This window comes from Streptomyces sp. NPDC048278, from assembly GCF_040652195.1.
In the GTDB taxonomy this organism is placed as follows: domain Bacteria; phylum Actinomycetota; class Actinomycetes; order Streptomycetales; family Streptomycetaceae; genus Streptomyces.
In genome coordinates, this window is the sequence record NZ_JBEZLP010000001.1 from 67,399 (window position 1) to 86,674 (window position 19,276).

21 protein-coding genes are annotated in these 19,276 nt (G+C 72.6%); 1 reads left to right on the forward strand and 20 read right to left on the reverse strand.

What is annotated here, in order from left to right; translation table 11 throughout:
- Positions 1-106 precede the first annotated feature (106 nt).
- Positions 107-913 carry a thioesterase family protein gene (locus AB0D74_RS00300; RefSeq protein ID WP_362578373.1) on the forward strand — a complete coding sequence of 269 codons (807 nt, stop codon included), beginning with the start codon at positions 107-109 and terminating at the stop codon, positions 911-913.
- Here the strand turns inward: AB0D74_RS00300 and AB0D74_RS00305 are convergent.
- From AB0D74_RS00305 to AB0D74_RS00400, 20 genes are all read right to left on the reverse strand, one after another.
- Complete coding sequence (locus AB0D74_RS00305; protein ID WP_362578375.1) at positions 885-2,009, reverse strand: MSMEG_0565 family glycosyltransferase; 1,125 nt, start codon at positions 2,007-2,009, stop codon at positions 885-887. The genes AB0D74_RS00300 and AB0D74_RS00305 overlap by 29 nt on opposite strands.
- On the reverse strand, positions 2,006-2,869 hold the full coding sequence (locus AB0D74_RS00310) for a carbon-nitrogen hydrolase family protein (protein WP_362578378.1): 864 nt from the start codon (positions 2,867-2,869) through the stop codon (positions 2,006-2,008). Before AB0D74_RS00310 ends, AB0D74_RS00305 begins: the two co-directional genes overlap by 4 nt.
- Positions 2,866-3,717: a carbon-nitrogen hydrolase family protein gene (locus AB0D74_RS00315; RefSeq protein WP_362578381.1), complete on the reverse strand. Its 852-nt coding sequence runs from the start codon at positions 3,715-3,717 to the stop codon at positions 2,866-2,868. Before AB0D74_RS00315 ends, AB0D74_RS00310 begins: the two co-directional genes overlap by 4 nt.
- Entirely contained in the window at positions 3,714-5,210 is a 1,497-nt protein-coding gene (locus AB0D74_RS00320; RefSeq protein ID WP_362578384.1) for an MSMEG_0567/sll0787 family protein, read from the reverse strand. Before AB0D74_RS00320 ends, AB0D74_RS00315 begins: the two co-directional genes overlap by 4 nt.
- 5 nt (positions 5,211-5,215) lie before the next feature.
- Positions 5,216-6,313: an MSMEG_0568 family radical SAM protein gene (locus AB0D74_RS00325; RefSeq protein ID WP_362578386.1), complete on the reverse strand. Its 1,098-nt coding sequence runs from the start codon at positions 6,311-6,313 to the stop codon at positions 5,216-5,218.
- Positions 6,314-6,325: 12 nt separating this feature from the next.
- Positions 6,326-6,850 (reverse strand): MSMEG_0572/Sll0783 family nitrogen starvation response protein, encoded by a 525-nt coding sequence (locus AB0D74_RS00330; RefSeq protein ID WP_362578388.1) that lies wholly within the window; start codon positions 6,848-6,850, stop codon positions 6,326-6,328.
- 103 nt (positions 6,851-6,953) lie between these two features.
- Positions 6,954-7,769 (reverse strand): amidohydrolase family protein, encoded by an 816-nt coding sequence (locus AB0D74_RS00335; RefSeq protein WP_362578391.1) that lies wholly within the window; start codon positions 7,767-7,769, stop codon positions 6,954-6,956.
- A gap of 5 nt (positions 7,770-7,774) precedes the next feature.
- Entirely contained in the window at positions 7,775-9,091 is a 1,317-nt protein-coding gene (locus tag AB0D74_RS00340) for an MSMEG_0569 family flavin-dependent oxidoreductase (protein ID WP_362578394.1), read from the reverse strand.
- Positions 9,088-9,393, reverse strand: coding sequence for an MSMEG_0570 family nitrogen starvation response protein (locus AB0D74_RS00345; protein WP_362578397.1), 306 nt, complete (start codon positions 9,391-9,393; stop codon positions 9,088-9,090). Before AB0D74_RS00345 ends, AB0D74_RS00340 begins: the two co-directional genes overlap by 4 nt.
- 191 nt (positions 9,394-9,584) lie before the next feature.
- A complete protein-coding gene (locus AB0D74_RS00350; protein WP_362578400.1) occupies positions 9,585-10,523 on the reverse strand; it encodes a glutaminase in 939 nt (312 codons plus the stop codon).
- Positions 10,524-10,559: 36 nt separating this feature from the next.
- Positions 10,560-11,963 carry an aspartate ammonia-lyase gene (aspA, locus tag AB0D74_RS00355; RefSeq protein WP_362578403.1) on the reverse strand — a complete coding sequence of 468 codons (1,404 nt, stop codon included), beginning with the start codon at positions 11,961-11,963 and terminating at the stop codon, positions 10,560-10,562.
- 323 nt (positions 11,964-12,286) lie between these two features.
- Positions 12,287-13,303 (reverse strand): asparaginase, encoded by a 1,017-nt coding sequence (locus AB0D74_RS00360; RefSeq protein ID WP_362578405.1) that lies wholly within the window; start codon positions 13,301-13,303, stop codon positions 12,287-12,289.
- A 43-nt stretch (positions 13,304-13,346) separates the two neighbouring features.
- On the reverse strand, positions 13,347-14,786 hold the full coding sequence (locus tag AB0D74_RS00365) for an amino acid permease (RefSeq protein WP_362578408.1): 1,440 nt from the start codon (positions 14,784-14,786) through the stop codon (positions 13,347-13,349).
- Positions 14,783-15,460 (reverse strand): FadR/GntR family transcriptional regulator, encoded by a 678-nt coding sequence (locus AB0D74_RS00370; RefSeq protein ID WP_362580114.1) that lies wholly within the window; start codon positions 15,458-15,460, stop codon positions 14,783-14,785. The genes AB0D74_RS00365 and AB0D74_RS00370 overlap by 4 nt, the downstream gene beginning before the upstream one ends.
- 183 nt (positions 15,461-15,643) lie before the next feature.
- A complete protein-coding gene (locus AB0D74_RS00375) occupies positions 15,644-16,480 on the reverse strand; it encodes an undecaprenyl-diphosphate phosphatase (RefSeq protein ID WP_293993490.1) in 837 nt (278 codons plus the stop codon).
- A gap of 72 nt (positions 16,481-16,552) precedes the next feature.
- Positions 16,553-16,927 (reverse strand): fluoride efflux transporter CrcB, encoded by a 375-nt coding sequence (gene crcB, locus AB0D74_RS00380; RefSeq protein ID WP_362578411.1) that lies wholly within the window; start codon positions 16,925-16,927, stop codon positions 16,553-16,555.
- Positions 16,924-17,313: a DUF190 domain-containing protein gene (locus tag AB0D74_RS00385; RefSeq protein WP_362578414.1), complete on the reverse strand. Its 390-nt coding sequence runs from the start codon at positions 17,311-17,313 to the stop codon at positions 16,924-16,926. The genes crcB (AB0D74_RS00380) and AB0D74_RS00385 overlap by 4 nt, the downstream gene beginning before the upstream one ends.
- Positions 17,310-17,771: a fluoride efflux transporter CrcB gene (crcB, locus tag AB0D74_RS00390; RefSeq protein WP_362578417.1), complete on the reverse strand. Its 462-nt coding sequence runs from the start codon at positions 17,769-17,771 to the stop codon at positions 17,310-17,312. Before crcB (AB0D74_RS00390) ends, AB0D74_RS00385 begins: the two co-directional genes overlap by 4 nt.
- Before the next feature lie 69 nt (positions 17,772-17,840).
- Positions 17,841-18,794 (reverse strand): SMP-30/gluconolactonase/LRE family protein, encoded by a 954-nt coding sequence (locus AB0D74_RS00395; RefSeq protein ID WP_362578420.1) that lies wholly within the window; start codon positions 18,792-18,794, stop codon positions 17,841-17,843.
- 29 nt (positions 18,795-18,823) lie between these two features.
- Complete coding sequence (locus AB0D74_RS00400; RefSeq protein WP_362578422.1) at positions 18,824-19,111, reverse strand: ArsR family transcriptional regulator; 288 nt, start codon at positions 19,109-19,111, stop codon at positions 18,824-18,826.
- Positions 19,112-19,276: the final 165 nt, after the last annotated feature.

The following is a 19,276-nucleotide window of genomic DNA, read 5'->3' on the forward strand; positions in this document are numbered from 1 at the left end:
GCGCGGGCTGCGGCCACCTGTTGAATGCACGGTACATTTTCTCCCCCGGAGAGACCGGCGGATGCCGGTGCCTTCCGCCCTGTTCCCGTTCGAGGAGAGACGTCCGTTGTCCGACCCGACCACGCCCCGGGGCAGTTACTTCGAGGCCGTCGACGACTGCCGCTACAAGCCGACCCCGCACGCGGGCGGGGCCTGGGCGGCGGACGAGCAGCACTTCAGCCCCCTGGCCGGACTCGTCGTCCACGCCCTCGACCGGTACCGGGCAGCCGGCCCGGACAGCGGGCTCCTGCTGTCCCGGATCTCCTACGACATCCTCGGCCGCCTCGCCCTCGACGAGTGCGAGATCGAGGTGGAGACCGTCCGCCCCGGCCGGACCATCGAACTGCTCGAAGCGGTCGTACGGATCTCCGGCCGCCCGGTGCTGCGGGCCCGCGCCTGGTACCTGACCGCTCTCGACACCGGCGCGGTCGCGGGCGGCCCCGACGACCGTCTGCCGCCGCCGGACTCGCTCGCCCCGTGGCCGGCAAGCGAGATCTGGCCCGGCGGCTACATCGAGTCCGTCGAGATCCGTCCGGTCGCACCGCCCCGTCCGGGCCGAACGGCCGCGTGGCTCGCCACCCCGCTGGACCTGGTCGCCGGCGGCTCCGCCGGACCGCTCGCGTCGTACCTCGCCCTGGTCGACACCGCCAACGGCATCGCCGTCCGGCAGCCGCCCGCCGCGTGGATGTTCCCCAATGTCGACCTGACGGTCCATCTGCACCGCCAGCCGCGCGGCGCCTGGACCGGGCTGGACACGAAGGTCACCTTCGGTCCCACCGGGCAGGGCCTGACCAGCACGGTCCTGCACGACGTCGAGGGGCCCGTCGGACACGCCTCGCAGATCCTCACGGTCCGGCCGCAGCCGGCGGCGTGAGCGCGCCCGGCCGGCGCAGGGAGCGGTACAGGGCCAGGTGGCGGCGGGCCGCCTCGGCCCAGGTGTGGGCGGCGGCCAGTTCCCGTCCGGCTGCCCGCCGGGCCGGGTCCTCGACCGTCAGGGCGCGGCCGAGCGCGGCGGCCAGGTGGGCGGGCGTGGTGGCGAAGCGGGCGGCGGGCCCGAAGACCTCGCGCAGGACCGGCAGATCGCGTACGACCAGGGGAACGCCGGCGGCGAGCGCCTCCATGGCGGCGAGACCGAAGCCCTCCTTGCGGGAGGGGAAGGCGAAGGCGTCCGCGGCGGCGACCAGGGCCGGCAGCCGGTCGTCGGGCACCGGGCCCAACAGGACCGGCTCCACGCCGAGTTCGGCGGCCCGGGCGTCCCAGCGGGCGCGGTAGTCGCGGTAGTCGAAGAGGGTCTCGCCGCCCGCGACGACCAGCCGGACGCCGGGGTGGCCGGCGCGCAGCAGCGCGTAGGCCTCCAGCAGGTCGAGGGACCCCTTGCGGGGTTCGATGCCGCCGACGGTCAGCACGTAGCGGCCCAGGCGGTCGCGCCAACCCGCCCTCGCCGCCGGGTCGGTGGCGGCGAAGCGGTCGTAGGCGACCCCGTTGGGGATCACCTGCGCGGACCGGCCCCAGCCCGCCCGGAGTTCCTCGGCCACGGCCGCCGACACGCAGACGTGGGTGTGCGGTTCGACGAGGGCCCGCTCGTGGCAGGCGGCCAGCTCGGGGGTGGTGAAGTGGTCGATGTGGTGGACCGTGCGCACGCAGCGGCCGACGGCGTTGGCGCTGATGCAGTCCTGGGCGTGCACGATGTCGTACGGGGCGGGGTCGAAGGCGTCGCGGAGGGTGGCGATGGAGCGCAGGACGCGTTCGCCGACCGTCTCGGCCACGGGGCCGGGGGCGCGGTCGGGGAAGGGCACGATCCGCAGCCGTACCGCCGGGCTGACCGGACGGAAGAAGCCCGTGTCGCCGCCCCGGCCCAGCGTCCACACGGTGACGTCCTCGCCGAGCGCCGCGAGAGCCTCGGCGAGGTGGAGGGTGTGCACGACACCGCCGCGCGGCCTGGTGGAGTAGCTGAGCAGGGCGATCTTCACGAGGGTGCTCCCCTGGGGGCGGCGGGCGAGGGGTGCTCGCGGTAGGCGGCGGGGCGGCGCTCGTCCAGGTGGCGCAGGACGCGGCGGGCGCGGTCGATCTCGGCGGCCACGTCGACCTCGGCGACGGCCAGGCCGGCCTTGGACCAGGTGCGGGCGAGGATGTCGCCGCCGGGCCCGACGACCTTGGCCTGGCCGAGGAAGCGCATGCCGCCCAGGGCGCCGGTCTGGTTGGAGGAGGCGAGGACGAGCTGGTTCTCGGCGGCGCGGGCCTGGTCGTACAGGTCGAAGAGCCGGGCCTGGCGGTCCTGGGCCATGCGCGGGGCGCGGTTGGTGATGGAGGTGGGCCAGGCGGAGAGGCAGGCGAGGACCTCGGCGCCGTCCAGGGCGAGAGAGCGGGCGGACTCCGGGAAGGTCTTGTCGTAGTCGATGAGCATGCCGAGGCGGCCGACCGGCGTGTCGAAGGCGTCGAAGCGGTCGCCGGGCGCGTAGGCGGCGGTCTCGCCGGCGGGCAGGTGGACCTTGCGGTGGCGGCCGAGGACGCCGTCGCCGCTGACGCAGACGGCCGCGTTGTAGCACCGGTCGCCGCCGTCCTCGCGGTAGCCGACGCACACCACCATCTCGGCCGCCAGCCCGGCGACCCGCAGGATCAGCGGGTCGTCGGGCCGCAGCGCGGGCGGCAGGGTCTCGGGGTCGGGGTGGCGCAGGTCGGCGAGGTAGCCGCCGAGGGCGGCGTCGGGCAGCACGAGCAGTGCGGCGCCGGCGGCCCGTGCGTCGTCGATCAGCTTGGCGATGCGGGCCAGGTCGAACTCCAGGTCGCGGCCGAAGTGGGCGGCAGCAGCCGCGATCCGGATCGTGCTCATGCGGTGACTGCTCCTGCGTGCGTGTAGGTCTCGGGCCGCCGGTCGCGCAGGTGCCCCATGGACCGGCGGGCGGTCTGCAGCGCCTGGACGACGTCGAGTTCGGCGACGGCGAGACCGGCCGGGACGCCCGTGGCGGCGATGATCTCGCCGCCGGGGTCGACGACCTTGGCGCTGCCGACGAAGCGTAGCGACCCGAAGGTGCCGGCCTGGTTGGCCGACAGCCACACGATCTGGTTCTCCAGGGCGCGGGCCCGGTCGAAGAGGTCGAAGCGGCGCTTCCAGCGGTCCTGCTCCAGGTCGGCGGCGGCGTTGGTGCGCGCGCCCGGCCAGGCCGACACGCACACGCCGATCTGGGCGCCGTCCAGCGCCAGCGCCCGGGCCGACTCCGGGAACGCCTTGTCGTAGCAGATCATCATGCCGAGCCGGCCGACCGGGGTGTCGAAGGCGTGGAACCGGTCCCCGGAGGCGTACGACGCGTCCTCGCCCAGCGGCTGGTGCACCTTGCGGTGGTTGCCGAGGACGCCGTCGCCGGTGACGCAGACGACGCTGTTGTAGCGGTGGCCGTCGGGGCCCGCCTCGCAGTAGCCGGCGACGACGGTCATCTCCCCGGCCAGCGCGGCCAGTCGGCGGATCTCGGGGCCGTCGAGGGCGAGGGCGGGCGGGCCCTGGTCGAGTGCCCCGGGGTCGTCGAGGCTGAGCAGGTAGCCGCCCAGGCAGGCCTCCGGGAGCGCCAGCAGCCGTACGTCCTGCTCACGGGCCTGCTCGATCAGCCGTTCGACGATCGTGAAGTCCTCCGCCAGGTCCCGGCCGAAGGCGGCGGCGACGGCCGCCATCCGCAGCGTGCTCATGCGGCTCCCATCCCGGTCACCGCCGAGGCGACCGCTTCGGTGATCTCGCCGTCGGGCCAGCGCAGGCCGACGCCTTCTCCTGTGGTCAGTTCGCCGCACACGGCGCCCGTGGCCGGCCCGGCGGGCAGGGGCGGGGCGTCCGGTCCGCCGGTGGTGAGCATCGCCCAGCCGGGGAAGCAGGTCAGCCAGTCGCCGACGTCCGCGCCGGAGGGCCGGGGCACGGCGGCCACGTCGAGCAGCGCCCGGCAGCCGCTCGCCTCGGCGAGCATGCCGAGGGTGCCGGCGATGCCGGCCATCGACACGTCCTTGGCCGCGGCGGGCCGGGCGGCGGCCACCGCGCCGGTCATGGCGCGCAGTTCGTCCGTACGGCGGTGGCTCGTCGAGTCCCACTGGCGGCCCCGGTATCCGGCGCGCCAGCCGCCGCCGAGGTCCGCGGTCAGCCGCACGGCGTGCCCGGGACGGCCGCCGCCGCCCGGCACCGGGCGCGCGGTGCGGCCCAGGGCGGTCACGGAGAGGGCGGCGGGAACACCGAGTTGGGTGTGGCCGCCCAGCACGGGGATGTCGTACGCCCGCGCCGCCCGCGCCAGTCCGTCCAGCACCCGCGCGGCATGGGCGGCGTCCCGTGCGCCCACCGCGTCCAGCAGTCCGAGGGGTGAAGCACCCATCGCCGCGAGGTCGTTGACGTTGACGAGGACGGAGCACCAGCCCGCCCAGCCGGGGTCGCGCTCGACCATGGACGGCACGATCGCGTCGCACGCGGCGACCACGTCGGTGCCGGGGACGGGCGCGCCGTCGTCGCCGACGAATCCCCTGCCGCCGAGGACGGCCCGTGCCGCGGACAGGGCCCCGCCGACCGGGTCCTGCCGTCGGGCACGGGCCGCCGGTCCACGCAGGCCCGCCAGCAGCGGACCGAGGGCGGACTTCGTCGCCGCCGCCTGGGCCGCGATCCGCCCGATGGGCCAGCGCATCAGCGTGTGCGGTGTGTCGGCGACCTCGGTCGGGCGGACGGGACGCCAGCCGAGCCGCCGGAACAGGGGTTCGCTCCGCACCTGGACGGTCGCGTCGAAGCGCAGCACGCCCTCCGCCTCGGCCCGCGCGCACGCGGCCCGCACCAGCGCGGCACCGATGCCCCGGGGGCCGCGGGCGCCCGGCGCGACGACGAGCCGGCCGCCCGCCCACCAGCCGAGGTCCGGGCCGTCGGCCACGGGTCCCAGCCGCACCCCGCCGAGCACGGTGCCCGCGGCGTCCTTGGCGACCAGCACCAGCGTGCGCGGGTCGGCGTCGCGGTCGTCCAGGTCGTGGCCGTCGAACAGCCCCTGTTCGTGGACGAAGACGTCCCGGCGCAGCCGCAGGTAGTCCGCCGACTCGGCGTGCGTACTCGCCTCCTCGACTCGGAAGGAGGCCTCGCGGGCGAGGGTGTTCCGGTCACCCAGCAGGGCCAGGATGTCGTACGGCCGCTCCAGGGCCGGCTCCGGGGATCCGTCGAGCAGCACTCGCCTCACCCGCCCGCCGTCGACAGCACGCTGCAGGCCCCGCAGGCCGCGCACCCCGCCCTCTGGTCGGCGCCGCGCATCCCGGCGGCACGCAGCCGGGCGGCGACGCCCTCGGTGACGTACCGCAGCAGTTCCGCGCTCGGGGCCCTGACCCCCTCACGGGCGGCGAGGGTGCCGCTCATCGGGCGGAAGGGGACGACGAAGGGGTACACCCCGCGTCGGATCAACTCGCCCGCTCCCGCGATGAGTTCGTCCGGGTCCTCGCCCAGGCCGACGAGGAGGTACGTGGAGACGCGGTTGGGTCCGAAGACGCGGACCGCCTCGTCCCAGGCGGTGTCGTACTCGGCCAGCGGGACAGTCGACTTCCCGGGCATCCAGCGGCGGCGCACCGCGTCGTCGAGGGACTCGGCGTGGATGCCGATCGCGGTGGCCCCGGCGTCGTGCAGGGCGCGGATCCAGGCGAGGTCGGCGGGCGGTTCGCACTGGACCTGGACGGGAAGGCCGGGGACGGCCCGCAGGACGGCGCGCACCGACCGCACGAGGTTGCGGGCGCCGCGGTCCGGGCCGGTGGTGGTGCCGGTGGTCATGACCATCTGCCGGACGCCGTCGAGCCGTACGGCGGCCTCGGCGACCTCGGCGAGCTGTGCCGGGGTCTTGGCGGCCACCGTGGCGCCGGAGCGCAGGGACTCCTCGATGGTGCAGAAACGGCAGCGGTCGGACTCGGCGTAGCGGATGCAGGTCTGGACGACGGTGGTGGCGAGGACGTCGGCGCCGTGCAGGCGGGCGATGTGCTCGTACGGGACGCCGTCGGCGGTGGTGAGGTCGTAGAACCCCGGGCGCTGTACGGGGGTGAGGGTGAGGCCGGTGTCCGTGAGAGGTCCGGTCTCCTCGCCCAGCCACACCCTGCCGTCGCGGACCCGGTAGGGACTGTCGGGGTTGCGGGGAAGCGCGGCACCGGCACCGTCGACGAGGACGTGTCCGTCGTCGCTGGGTCCCGCGCCGTCGGGCCGTCGCACGGGCGTGTCCAACGCGACTCCGTGCAGGGCGAGTTCGGCGCGGGTCATGATCCGCACATCCACCGTCGGTCCGGTGCCGGTGCTCATCGCGGGGTCTCCCTACAGCTGGTAGGTGGAGTTGATGATGGCGCCCTTGCGCGCGTAGTGGATCAGCGCGTCCTGGACGTCCAGGGGGTGGGTGGGGATGACGCCCTCGATGAGGTCCTCCTCGCGGGCGCCGTGCAGGGACAGGCCGAAGCGGCAGCAATAGACCTTGCCGCCCTCGGCGATGAACGTCTTGAGCTGGTTGTTGATGTTGTGCTCACCGGGGAAGGCGGAGTTGCCGGTGGTCGGGAAGCCGCGGGTGGCCAGGCAGTTGAGGGAGCCGGGGCCGTAGAAGTAGATCGCGGTCTCGAAGCCCTTGCGCAGGGCGCGGGTCGCCTGGAGCACGGCGACGAAGGACACCGAGGACTCGTGGGCGATGCCGTGGACGAGGGTGAAGTAGGTCTCGCCGTCCTCGGCCCGGTAGTCGGGGAAGACCTTGGTGGAGCCGTAGATGCTGGAGCCCTCGGGGAGGGAGGGGTGCGGGATCTCGTCGAGGGACTTCTGCTCGACGTCGCTGAGCTGGGCGGCGGTTTCGGACATGGGTGTCTCCTTGGGCGGGGCGGTGGTGGGCGGCGGTCCGGGCGGTGGTGGGCGGCGGTCCGGTCGGTGGTGGGCGGCGGTCCGGTCAGCGGTGGTGGTCCGGTCAGTCGTAGAGGGCGGCGAAGGTCTCCCGGAAGACGAGGTCGCCGAGTTGGCCGCCGCCGGTGGCGGCGGCCATCCGGGCGTACTCGCCGGTGAAGTCGCCCCACGGCTGGTCGCTGGCGAAGAGCACGCGGTCATGGCCGATGCCGCGCTGCTCGATCTCCCGGGCCAGCCAGTACGGCAGGAAGCCGATGGCCCAGGAGAGGTCGGTGTAGACGCGTTTGCCGGCAGCGATCCAGTCGAAGAACCGGGAGCCGGCGAGCTTGATGTGCCCGCTCATCCCGCCGCCGAAGTGCACGAGATGGACGGGGACCCGGTCGGCGTACCAGTCGACGAGACGGCCGACCTGGTCGATGTCGGAGGCGGCGCCGGGCGAGGTGTGGACGTGCACGACCAGGCCGTGGCGCTCGGCCGTGCTGAAGACGCGGTCCAGTTGGGGGCGGCAGGCGGGGTCGGTGGGGCTGCCGCCGAGCAGGAAGCTGAGCTTGAGCGCCCGCACTCCGTGCTCACCGGCGAGGTTCAGCGCGCGGTCGGTGCGGGCGGCGTCCTCGGGCCGGGGCGAGACCCACAGCCCGGCCCGGATCCGGTCGTCCGACTGGGCGGCCTCGACGGCCAGTTCGTTGAAGGAGAAGGCGACGGCCGGGTCGGGCACGCCGTAGTTGGGGATGACCAGGGCGCGTTCGGTGCCCTCGGCGTCCAGGTCGGCGATGAGCTGCTTGACGGTGGCGCGGGCGGTGGTGTCGGGGTGGACGGGCGGGCCGCCGTAGAAGGGGTGGGCGGGCAGGACACCGATGTGCCGGTGCGCGTCGAAGACCATCGCCGTCAGCCGATCGGGAGGGCGGCGGCGAGGGCGCCGGGCGCCCCGGTCAGGGTGCCGCACACGTCGGCCAGGCGGCGCGCGGCGTCGATGTGCCCGGCGAGGAACTCGGCGTCCCGGCCGACCGCCTCGAACCGGCCCGAGCCCCAGGTGTACTGCCAGGGCAGGCCCAGGAAGTACAGGCCGGGGACGCTGCTGACGCCCCGCCGGTGCATGGGGTAGCCGCGGCCGTCGAAGGCGGGGATCTCGATCCAGCGGTGGTCGCGGGTGAAGCCGGTGGCCCAGACGACGGAGGTGATGCCGGCCTCGGCGAGGTCGAGGGCGGCCGGCTGCTCGTCCGGCTGCCACACGGGCCGGTAGCGGGCCTCGGCGGGCGCCCGGAGGCCGGCCGCCTCGATGTGGGCGTCGATGGCGTCCTTGATGCTCTCGGCGACGGCGTCGGCGTGGTCCAGGTTGGTCCTGAGGTCGGCGGCGAACTCCAGGTCCGGCCCCTCGACGTCCGTCAGGCGGCCGTACAGGCGCATCCCGTCCCGCGCGAAGGCGCGCAGGTCGATGTCCCGGCCGCCGTCACGGCCGGTGACGTAGTGGTTGACCCGCAGGCGCACCGCGTCGGCGTCCTCGAACCCGTCGATGCTCCTGGCGTAGTGGCCCATGTCGTCGAGCCAGGCCACGCAGTCCCGGCCGCGGTAGAAGCGGGCGACCCGGGGCGCGCTGCCGACCGCGAGGTGCACCTGCCGGCCGGCCAGGTGCAGGTCCTCGGCTATCTGGCAGCCGGACTGGCCGGTGCCGACCACGAGGACGGCGCCGTCCGGGAGCTGGCCTGGGTTGCGGTAGCCGGAGGAGTGGAACTGCTCGACCGCGGAGGGCAGCCGCTCGGCCATCCGGGGCAGCTTCGGGGTGTGGTAGGGGCCGGTGGCGACGACGACCTGGTCGGCGGTGAACCCGCCGGCCGTGGTGGTGACCTCGAAGACACCGCCCGGGGCCCGGCGCAGCCGGGTCACCAGGACGCCTTCGGCCAGTGGCGGCCGGAAGGCGGCGACATACTCCTCCAGGTAGCGCACGATGTCGTCGCGGACCATGAACCCGTCGGGATCGGGGCCGGCGTAGGGGTGACCGGGCAGCCTGCACTGCCAGTTGGGGGTCACCAGGCAGAAGGAGTCCCAGCGGCGCTCGCGCCACTCGTGGCCGATCCGGTGGGCCTCGATCACCACGTGGTCGACACCGCGCTCGCGCAGGCAGTGGCTGACCGAGAGCCCGGCCTGGCCGCCGCCGACCACGGCCACGGGGTAGTGGGTCCCGGCGAGCCGGGGAGCGGGGGTCACCGTGCGCTCCCGTCGGCGTCCAGGAGCGCCTCGACGGTGACCCTGGCGTCGGCCGGGAAGGCGCGGACGCGGGCCGTCTCCTCGATCCGCTCCAGCTGCCCGACGGCGCCGGTGCAGGCGAAGCCGAATTTCTCCCGTACCCTGTCACCCGCGATTCCGAGCGCGGTACGGCTCCGCTCCAGAAAGTCGGCGACTTCGTACTCGGTACCCGCCGTGAAGTAGTCCTCGATCACCGTGGAGGGGGAATAGCAGCGCTGGATGTCGCCGTCGGGCCAGCGCACGTCGAAATACATCTCGGGCATGACATCCTCCATGCCTGGCGCCGAGGTCTCGCACCTCGCCGCTGCGTATGACGACCACTTCAGCCAGCGGCGATTACCGAACCAAGTCATCCGGAACAAACCGGAGTTACGGAACCCTCACGCCCGACCGGACCCCCCGCGGGAAATTGCCCGGGAGGTACATTCCGGCGGAACCGAATCCTGGCGCGGGGCTAGAACACCGACAGGCCCGTGAGGGTCGTGAAACGGTCGAGTGCGGCGACTCCCGCCACCGAGTTGCCCCGTTCGTCAAGACCCGGGCTCCAGACGCAGATCGCGCAACGGCCCGGTACCACGGCGATGATGCCGCCGCCGACCCCGCTCTTTCCCGGCAGCCCCACCCGGTAGGCGAACTCGCCCGCCGCGTCGTACGTCCCGCAGGTCAGCATGACCGCGTTGACCTGCTTCGCCTGGCTTCTGGTCAGCAGGCGGGTGCCGTCGGCCCGGATCCCGTGGCGGGCCAGGAAGGTGGCGGCCAGGGCGAGGTCGGCGCAGGAGGCGGCCACCGAGCACTGACGGAAGTACTGGTCGAGGAGGACCGGGACCTCGTTGTCGATGTTGCCGTACGACGCCATGAAGTGGGCGAGCGCGGCGTTGCGGTCGCCGTGTCGGGACTCGGAGGCGGCCACGTCCCGGTCGAAGTCCAGGGCGGCGTTGCCGCTCTCGGCGCGCAGGAAGCCCAGCAGTTCGCCGGCCGCGTCGCCGGTACGGGTCTGGAGGCGGTCGGTGACGACGAGCGCGCCCGCGTTGATGAAGGGGTTGCGCGGGATGCCGTTCTCGTACTCCAGCTGGACCAGGGAGTTGAAGGGGTTGCCGGAGGGTTCGCGGCCGACGTGTTCCCAGAGTTCGTCGCCCTCGCGAGCCAGGTCGAGGGCGAGGGTGAAGACCTTCGTGATGGACTGCGTGGAGAACGGCTGCCGCCAGTCGCCGACGCCGTAGACCGTGCCGTCCAGCTCGGCGAGGGCCATGCCGAAGCTGCGGGGATCGCAGGCGGCGAGCGCCGGTATGTAGTCGGCGGGCCGGCCGCGACCGGGCGTCCGCTCCATCTCCTCGGCGATGCGCTCCAGGACCGGCAGGAAGGTTCGGGACGACGTCATTGTCATGATCACCATTGTGCCTCCGGACCGGTCCTGGTGCGTGTTCGCAGGTCAGGCCAGGGGCGAGCCGCTGCCCGCGACGACCTCGGGGCGCAGCAGGTCGGCGAGCCGTTCGGCGGGCAACAGGCCCTTCTCCAGGACGAGTTCGGCGACCCCGCGGCCGGTGACGAGGGCCTCCTTGGCGATGTCGGTGGCCGCCGTGTACCCGATGTACGGGTTGAGGGCGGTGACCAGTCCGATGGAGTTCTCGACGGTGGCCCGGAGCACCTCGGTGTTGGCGGTGATGCCGTCGACGCACCGTTCGGCCAGCGTCAGGCAGGCGTTCCGCAGGTGTGTGATGCTCTCCGACAGGGAGTGCAGGATGATCGGCTCGAAGGCGTTCAGCTGGAGCTGCCCGGCCTCGGCGGCCATCGTGATGGCGACGTCGTTGCCGATGACCTCGAAGGCGACCTGGTTGACGACCTCGGGGATCACCGGGTTGACCTTGCCGGGCATGATCGACGAACCGGCCTGCACGGGCGGCAGGTTGATCTCGCCGAGCCCCGCGCGCGGCCCGGACGACAGCAGCCGCAGGTCGTTACAGCTCTTGGAGAGCTTCACCGCGATCCGCTTGAGCACGCCGGACATCTGGACGAACGCACCGCAGTCCTGGGTCGCCTCCACCAGGTTGGCGGCGGTGACCAGGGGCAGCCCGGTGATCTCGGCGAGGTGCCGCCGCGCCGACTCGGCGTACCCGGCGGGCGCGTTGAGCCCGGTCCCGATCGCCGTCGCCCCCAGGTTGATCTCGTGGATCAGCTCGACGGCCTCGGCGAGCCGGCTGCGGTCCTCGTCGAGCATCACGGCGAAGGTGGAGAACTCCTGCCCGAGCGTCATGGGCACCGCGTCCTGCAACTGCGTGCGGCCCATCTTCAGCACGTCACGGAACTCGACGGCCTTGCGTCCGAAGGAGTCCTGCAGCACGGCCATCGCCCTGAGCAGCCCGCGCACCGCGAACACGGTCGCGATCTTGACGGCGGTCGGGTAGACGTCGTTGGTCGACTGACCGAGGTTGACGTCCTCGTTGGGGTGCAGGTGCCGGTACTCCCCCTTGCGGTGCCCCAGCAGCTCCAGCGCCCGGTTGGCGACGACCTCGTTGGCGTTCATGTTCGTGGACGTCCCGGCTCCGCCCTGGATGACGTCGACCACGAACTGGTCGCGCAGCTTCCCGGCCCGTATCTCCCGGCAGGCGGCCACGATGGCGGCGGCCTTCTCCGGCGCCAGCAGCCCCAGCTCCTCGTTGGCGAGGGCGGCGGCCTCCTTGACGGCGGCGAGGGCGTCGATCAGATGCGGGTAGGCGGAGATCGCCGTGCCGGTGATCGGGAAGTTCTCGGTCGCCCGCAGGGTGTGCACACCCCAGTACGCGTCGACGGGCACATCACGATCGCCGAGCAGATCATGTTCGCTACGAACAGTCATGGGTCCTGTTTCAGAAGAGTGAGGGTGAAGCGCCCCCGAAGGGGCGCGGGGCGTTGTCTATGTGCGGCTACCGCCGCGTGGGCGCGACCAGCCACACCCGGCCCGCAGCCGCCGACCGACAGGTCCACGCAGACGACTAGGGCCTGTCGTTTGGATCAGGCCGGCCGTGGCTCACGGTGCCTTGTCGGCCGACCCGAGCGGGGCGTGGTGCGTGCAGCTGCAAGGCGGAGGAGGGCGGCGACGCGGAGCGTCGACAACCGACGACAACGCGGCAGATGTGCGTGCCACGCCCCGCGACGCCGGCATGATCCAAACGACAGGCCCTAGGCGCAGGCCGAAACAGACACGGGCTCCAGCGACCGAACGGGCCGCACGCACCCGACCGGCCGCCCACCACCGAGCAACGCCTCACCAGCGAACTCGGTAAGCAGCTCCGGAGAAACCCCGGCCCGCTCCAACGCCGCCGCGGCCACCGGCACCCGCGCCCGGTTCGCCCCGTCGGCGATCTTCACGGCGACCGCCCGCCCGTCCGGCAGCGCGGCCACCTCGACGCCCTCGAAGCCGTCCTTGGCCAGCAGCCCCGGCACGGCCGCCATCAGTGCGGCCACGTCGCGCCCCGCGCCGGACGCCATCTCGGCGTGCTCCCGCATCGCGTCGGCGACCCGTGCCTCGGGCGTACCCGGCGCGGCGGTGACGATCCGCGACACCGCACGTGCCAGCCCGTGCAGGGAGACGGAGAACAGCGGCGCACCGCAGCCGTCCACGGTGGTACGGGCGATGCGCTGCCCGGTCAGGTCCTCGACGATCTCTGCGACGGCCTGCTGGAGCGGGTGCGCCGGCTCCAGGTACTCCTCCAGCGACCAGCCGTTCAGCTTCGAGGTCCAGAGCATCGCCGCGTGCTTGCCGGAGCAGTTCTGGGCGAGCCGCGACGGCCCCCGGCCCTCCCGGATCCAGGTGTCGCGCACGGCGGGGTCGTACGGCATGTCGGGCACGTTGCGCAGGTCGGCCTCGGCCAGTCCGGCGAGGCCGAGGATGCGCCGGGTCCCGGCGAGGTGCCGCTCCTCGCCGGAGTGGCTGGCGGCGGCCAGCGAGAGCAGGTCGCCGTCGAGGGGCAGCCCGGCCCGCAGCATGGCGACGGCCTGGACGGGCTTGAGGGCCGAGCGCGGGTAGAACGCGGCCTCGATGTCGCCGAGCTGGAACTGAACCTGCCCGTCGGTGCCGAGGACGACGACGGAGCCGTAGTGGATGCCCTCGACGACCCCGCCGCGGATGAGGTGGGCGACGGGGGCGTGGAGGGGTTCACGGACGATGGGTGGGTCCGCGGGGGAACTGCTGTACATCACTGCCTGGTCTCGGGTGAGGTGGGAGGGACCGGTGCGCGGTTCACGCGTCGGTTCCGGTGGACGGGCGCGGGAGGCGGCGGCGGATGGCGTACCAGCCGGCGACCAGCGCGGCGACGATCAGCGGCAGGCACAGCACGGTGGTGCGTCCGGCGCCGCCGTCGGCGTACATGAGGACCAGGACCGAGGCGAGGAACGCCAGCGTCACGATCTCGGTCCAGGGGGAGCCCGGCAGTCGGTAGCCGGGGCGGGTGAGTTCGCCGTTCTGGGTCTTCCGCCAGAACAGCAGGTGACAGAGCATGATCATGCCCCAGGTGGCGAGGATGCCGATCGCCGCGAAGTTGAGGACGATCTCGAACGCGTCGGCGGGGACCACGAAGTTGAGGCCCACGCCGAGGACACAGATACCGCTGGTGAGCAGAATTCCGCCGTACGGGACCTGGGTTCGGCTCATCTTCGCCGTGAACTTCGGGGCGGAGCCGTTCACGGCCATGGAGCGCAGGATGCGGCCCGTGGAGTAGAGGCCGGAGTTGAGCGAGGACATCGCCGCGGTGAGGACGACGAGGTTCATCACGCCGCCGGCCGCCGGGACGCCGATGTGCGAGAGCACGGTGACGAAGGGGCTCTGGCCCGCCGTGTACTTGTTCCAGGGCAGCAGCATCGACAGGAGGACGACGGAGCCGACGTAGAAGAGGCCCACGCGCCACATGATCGAGTTGATCGCCTTGGGCATGATCTTCTCGGGGTTCTCGGTCTCGCCCGCGGCGACGCCGACCAGTTCGACCGAGGCGTAGGCGAAGACGACGCCCTGGATGATCAGGAGCATGGGCAGCAGGCCGTTGGGGAAGACGCCGCCGTTGTCGGTGATCAGGGACGGGCCGGGGGTCGCGCCGTCGACCGGGTGCTGGGTGACCAGCAGGAAGATGCCGATGACCATGAAGACGACCAGGGCGCTGACCTTGACGATCGCGAACCAGAACTCCAGTTCGCCGAAGATCTTGACCGATATCAGGTTCACGGTCAGGACGACCGCCAGGGCTATGAGCGCGATCACCCACTGCGGGATGTCGGAGAACATGCCCCAGTAGTGGGTGTAGGTGGCGACCGCGGTGATGTCGGCGATACCGGTGGTGGCCCAGTTCAGGAAGTACATCCAGCCGGCCGTGTAGGCGCCCTTCTCGCCCAGGAACTCCCGGGCGTAGGAGACGAAGGCGCCGGAGGACGGGCGGTACAGGACGAGTTCGCCGAGGGCGCGGACCACGAGGAAGGCGAAGACTCCGCAGACCGCGTACGCGACGAAGAGGGAGGGGCCGGCGTCGGCGAGTCGGCCGCCGGCGCCGAGGAAGAGGCCGGTGCCGATGGCGCCGCCGATGGCGATCATGTTGACGTGCCGGTGCTTCAGCGACTTGCTGTAGCCGTGGTCCCCGGCGTCGACGTGACGGGACGAGGGGCGCGTCTCGTCTTTGAGGTGCTGTTCGCTCACGCCTCGGTTCCGCCTTCCTGGTGCTGGTCCGTGCGCGCGGGGCGCACGATGTGGGTGAGGGTGGTCTCGACGCGGTCGAGGTGGTGGCTCATGGCGTCCACGGCGTCGGGTTCGGAACCGTCGATCAGGGCCTCGACGATGGCCCGGTGCTCCCGGTTGGACTGCTCCCGGCGGCCCCCCAACTCGTTGAGGAAGGCCGACTGACGCGCCAGTGCGTCCCGGATCTCCTCGATGACCCGGCGGAAGACCGGGTTCTGGGCGGCCTCGGCCACGGCGAGGTGGAAGAGGGTGTCCATCGCGACCCACGCGGTGGTGTCCGTCTCCCGCTCCATGCGGTCGAGGAGGTGGGCCAGGTGGTCCAGGTTCTCCGGGGTGCGGCGCAGTGCCGCGTAGCCGGCGACCGGGATCTCGATGTGCCGGCGCACTTCCAGCAGGTCGCTGGCCGCGTAGTCGCCGAAGGTGGGGTCCTCGACGGCGCTCGCGACGACGAAGGTGCCCTTGCCGGTCTTGGAGACGGTCAGGCCCATCGTCTGCAGGGCCCGCAGGGCCTCGCGCAGGACGGGCCTGCTGATCTCCAGGGTGCGGCAGAGCTCCGCCTCGGAGGGGAGCTTGTCGCCCACGGCGTACTCGCCGCGCTCGATGGCGGCACGCAGGTGCGCCAGTACCGCCTCCATGGCGCTCACGCGCCGCGGGGGCTGTCCGGCTGTCGGGCTGTCTGACAGGTTCACGGGTGAGATGTTCCGGGTTGCGGGACGAGGCTGTCAAGGTGTCACGAAAGGAAACATTCACGGGGTGCGACGCCTGAATGCAGGCATCGCACCCCGTGGCGGAGCGGTGACGCGTGGAACGGCGGCCTGTCAGGCGTTGATGGTCCCCGTGGCGAGGAGGCCGAAGACCGCCAGGCCGATCACGATCCGGTAGATCACGAACGCGTTGAAGGAGTGCTTGGCGACGAACTTCAGCAGCCAGGCGATGGAGGCGTAGGCGACGACGAAGGAGACGATCGTGCCGACCGCCAGCGGGGCGGCGCCCACGCCCGCACCGAGGGCGTCCTTGAGCTCGTAGATGCCCGCGCCGGTCAGGGCCGGGATGCCCAGGAAGAACGAGAGGCGGGTGGCCGCGACCCGGTCCAGGTCCAGGATGAGCGCGGTGGACATGGTGGCGCCGGAGCGGGAGAAGCCGGGGAAGAGCAGGGCGAGGATCTGCGAGCAGCCGACCAGCATCGCGTCCTTGAAGGAGGTGTCGTCCTCACCACGCTTGTGGCGGCCCATCTGGTCCGCGCACCACATCACGCCGGAACCGACGATCAGCGAGCCGGCCACCACCCAGAGCGAGGCCAGCGGGCCGTCGATCAGCGGCTTGGCGGCGAGGCCCACCAGGACGATCGGGATGGTCGCGTAGATGACCCACCAGGCGAACTTGTAGTCGTGGTGGTAGCGCTCGTTCTTGTTGGCCAGCCCCCGGCCCCAGGCGGAGACGATCCGCTTGATGTCCTTGAAGAAGTACACCAGCACGGCGGCGATGGCGCCGACCTGGATGACGGCGGAGAACCCGACGACGGACTGGTCGTCGACGGGGATGTTCATGAGCCCCTCGGTGATCTTGAGGTGACCGGTGGAGGACACGGGAAGGAACTCGGTCACCCCCTCGACTACCCCGAGGACGGCGGCCTGACCGACGGAGATGGCGCTCATGGGATCCAGTTCTGCAGAGTTTGGTCGACAGTGCTGTAGACAGTCTTACAGCGCGCGGGTGTGAAGCAAGTCCTAGGACCAGACGGCCTGGGCGATCGCCACCCCGGCGAAGGCCGCACCGAGCCCCGCCACGAGGCTAGCTGCGACGTTGGCGGCAGCGTAGAGCCCGGCGCCGGTCTCGGTCAGCCGGAGGGTCTCGTAGGAGAACGTCGAGTACGTCGTCAGCGCCCCGCAGAGCCCGGTGCCGAGGAGCAGCTGGAGGTGCGGACCCGCCGCACCCGCCGACGCCGCGCCGGTCAGCAGGCCCAGGATCAGGCAGCCGGTGACGTTCACCACGTAGGTGCCCCAGGGGAAGACGGAGTCGTGCCTGGCCTGGACGGCGCGGTCGGTCAGGTAGCGGAGCGGGGCACCGACCATGGCACCGAGGACCACCAACAGCCAGTTCACAACGACTTCTTACCCTTCGCGTCCGTTTTGCCCGTGTCGTCCGGCCCGTCCGTGCGGCCCACGTACCTGATGACCTCGCAGTCGTCCAGGGTCACCAGCCCCTCGGTCACCAGTTCGTCGAGCTGCGGCAGGAAGGCCCGGACCCGTTCCTCGGTGTCCACCACGACGACCGCCACCGGCAGGTCCTCGCTCAGCGACAGCAGCCGGGAGGTGTGGATGCGGGAGGAGGCGCCGAAACCCTCGATGCCCCGGAAGACGCTGGCGCCCGCGAGCCCGGCCGCGTGGGCGCGGTGCACGATCTCCGTGTAGAGAGGCCTGTGGTGCCAGACGTCGTCCTCGCCGATGTAGACGGTCAGGCGCAGGGCGCGGCCGGTCAGTCTCGTCATCGCTGCCTCCGGGTGAGGACACGGCGGGTCACGGCCGCCGCGCACCACACCGCCGCGAGGGCCGCGCACAGGGTCGCGAAGAGGTAGGCAAGGCCGGTGCCGGGGCGGCCGTGGTCGACCAGCTTCTGGATGTCGACGGCGTAGGTCGAGAAGGTGGTGAAGCCGCCCAGGACGCCGGTGCCGAAGAAGGGGCGCACCAGGCGGTGGGCCGGGAGTCCCTCGGTGATCACGACCAGGAACGCGCCGATCACCGCGCAGCCGATCACGTTCGTCCAGAAGGTCGCCCAGGGGAATCCCCCGGCGGCCGTGGGCAGGGCCAGGGCGAGGGCGTAACGGGCCACGGCGCCGAGCGCGCCGCCGACGGCGACCACCGCGACGACCGGTGCCTGGGCACGCCACTCGGGCCGTCGCCGGGGACTCGGCTGGACACGGAGGCTCTCGGCTTCCGGGGCTGTCATGGTCGTACGTCTCCTGTTCGGCACCGCCCCTGACGGGTGCCTCAGGGTACCGCCGGGCGTACCCGGCGGTCACTTCGCGGTCGGGGCCGCGCAGACCGCGACGCCGGGCTCCCGGACGCTGCCGAGGACGAGGTGGCGGCCGGTCCGGCAGACGCTGGTGACCATGCGGAAGCCGGAGTTGCGTCGGGCCAGGTGGTGGACGACCCGGCCGTGGTCGTCCAGCGCCACCACGGCGATGGTCCCGACGGGACGGTACGGGGCGTGCACGGCGGCCCGGGCAGCCGCCCGGCGGACGGCGAGGGGGCTGTGGTGGAAGGCGTCCAGCGGGGGGTTGCGCGGGCCGGCCAGGGCGACCCAGACGAGGTCGCCGTCGCGCCAGATGTTGTCGGGCATGCCGGGCAGCTCGGCGAAGAACTCGGCGCGGCCGGCCCGCGGGCCGGTGAGCCAGTAGCGGGTGAGGCGGTACCCGCCGGTCTCGGCGACGATCAGGAAGGTGCCGTCGCCGCTCACGGTCAGCCCGTTGGCGAACTGGAAGCCCTCCCAGGCCACTTCGGCCGTGCGCGCGCCCGGCGCGAGCCGCAGCAGGCGGCCGGTGCCGCTGTGTTCGACGATGTCGCCGATCCACTGGGCGAGGGGGAACCGGCGGCTGGAGGCGGTGAAGTAGACGGTCCCGTCAGGCAGGGCGACCACGTTGCTCGCGAACCGCAGCGGCTCCCCCTCGGCCGTGTCGGCGAGGACGTGGACGGCGCCGTCGGCGAGGCCGACGCGCAGCAGGCCGCGCTCCGCGTCGCAGACCAGCAGGTCGCCGTCCGGGAGGAGGTCGAGGCCGAGCGGGCGGCCCCCGGTCCGGGCCAGCGTCCTGACCCGGGCGGTGTCCGGGTCGCCGAGCCCGTCCAGGCGCAGGATGCGGCCGTCCTCGACACCGGTCAGGATCCGGCCGTCGCCGTCGACGACCACGTCCTCCGGGCCCCGGGCACCGATGGCGACGTAGTGGAGGGGGACGAGGCGCGTGGGTCGGTCCATGAGTCCCATGGTGGCAGCGGTAACCGCTCTCACCAGCCCTTCTCGAACATCCGGGCCACTTCGGCGATCCGGATCTCGTCGCGCCGGTAGTGCACACGGTGCCGGATGCGCTTGGTGCGGAGCAGGCCGAGGCGCACCAGCAGGTCCAGATGGGCGCCCGCGACCCTGCGGGAGATCCCGAGCCGGGCGGCGACGGCCCGGGCGGTGACGCCATCCTCGACCGGGTCGGCGTGGCGCCGGGGCGGGAAGTGGGCCGCCGGATCCTTGAGCAGGTCCAGAATCTGCAGGCGGCTCGCGCTGGTGACGTTCCTCGGCATCCGACCGGCCTCCGTCCCTGCCTCCTCGCAGTGTGTGTGCCCACTGTCCCGCAGCCGAAGCCCCCTTGTGAGGGGGTCGGGCCGCGATGTCCGAGATCGAACGGCCGTACGAGATCGGCCGGGCGGGGACTTGCCGGGACAGCTTGCCCGGACAGGGCGGAGGGG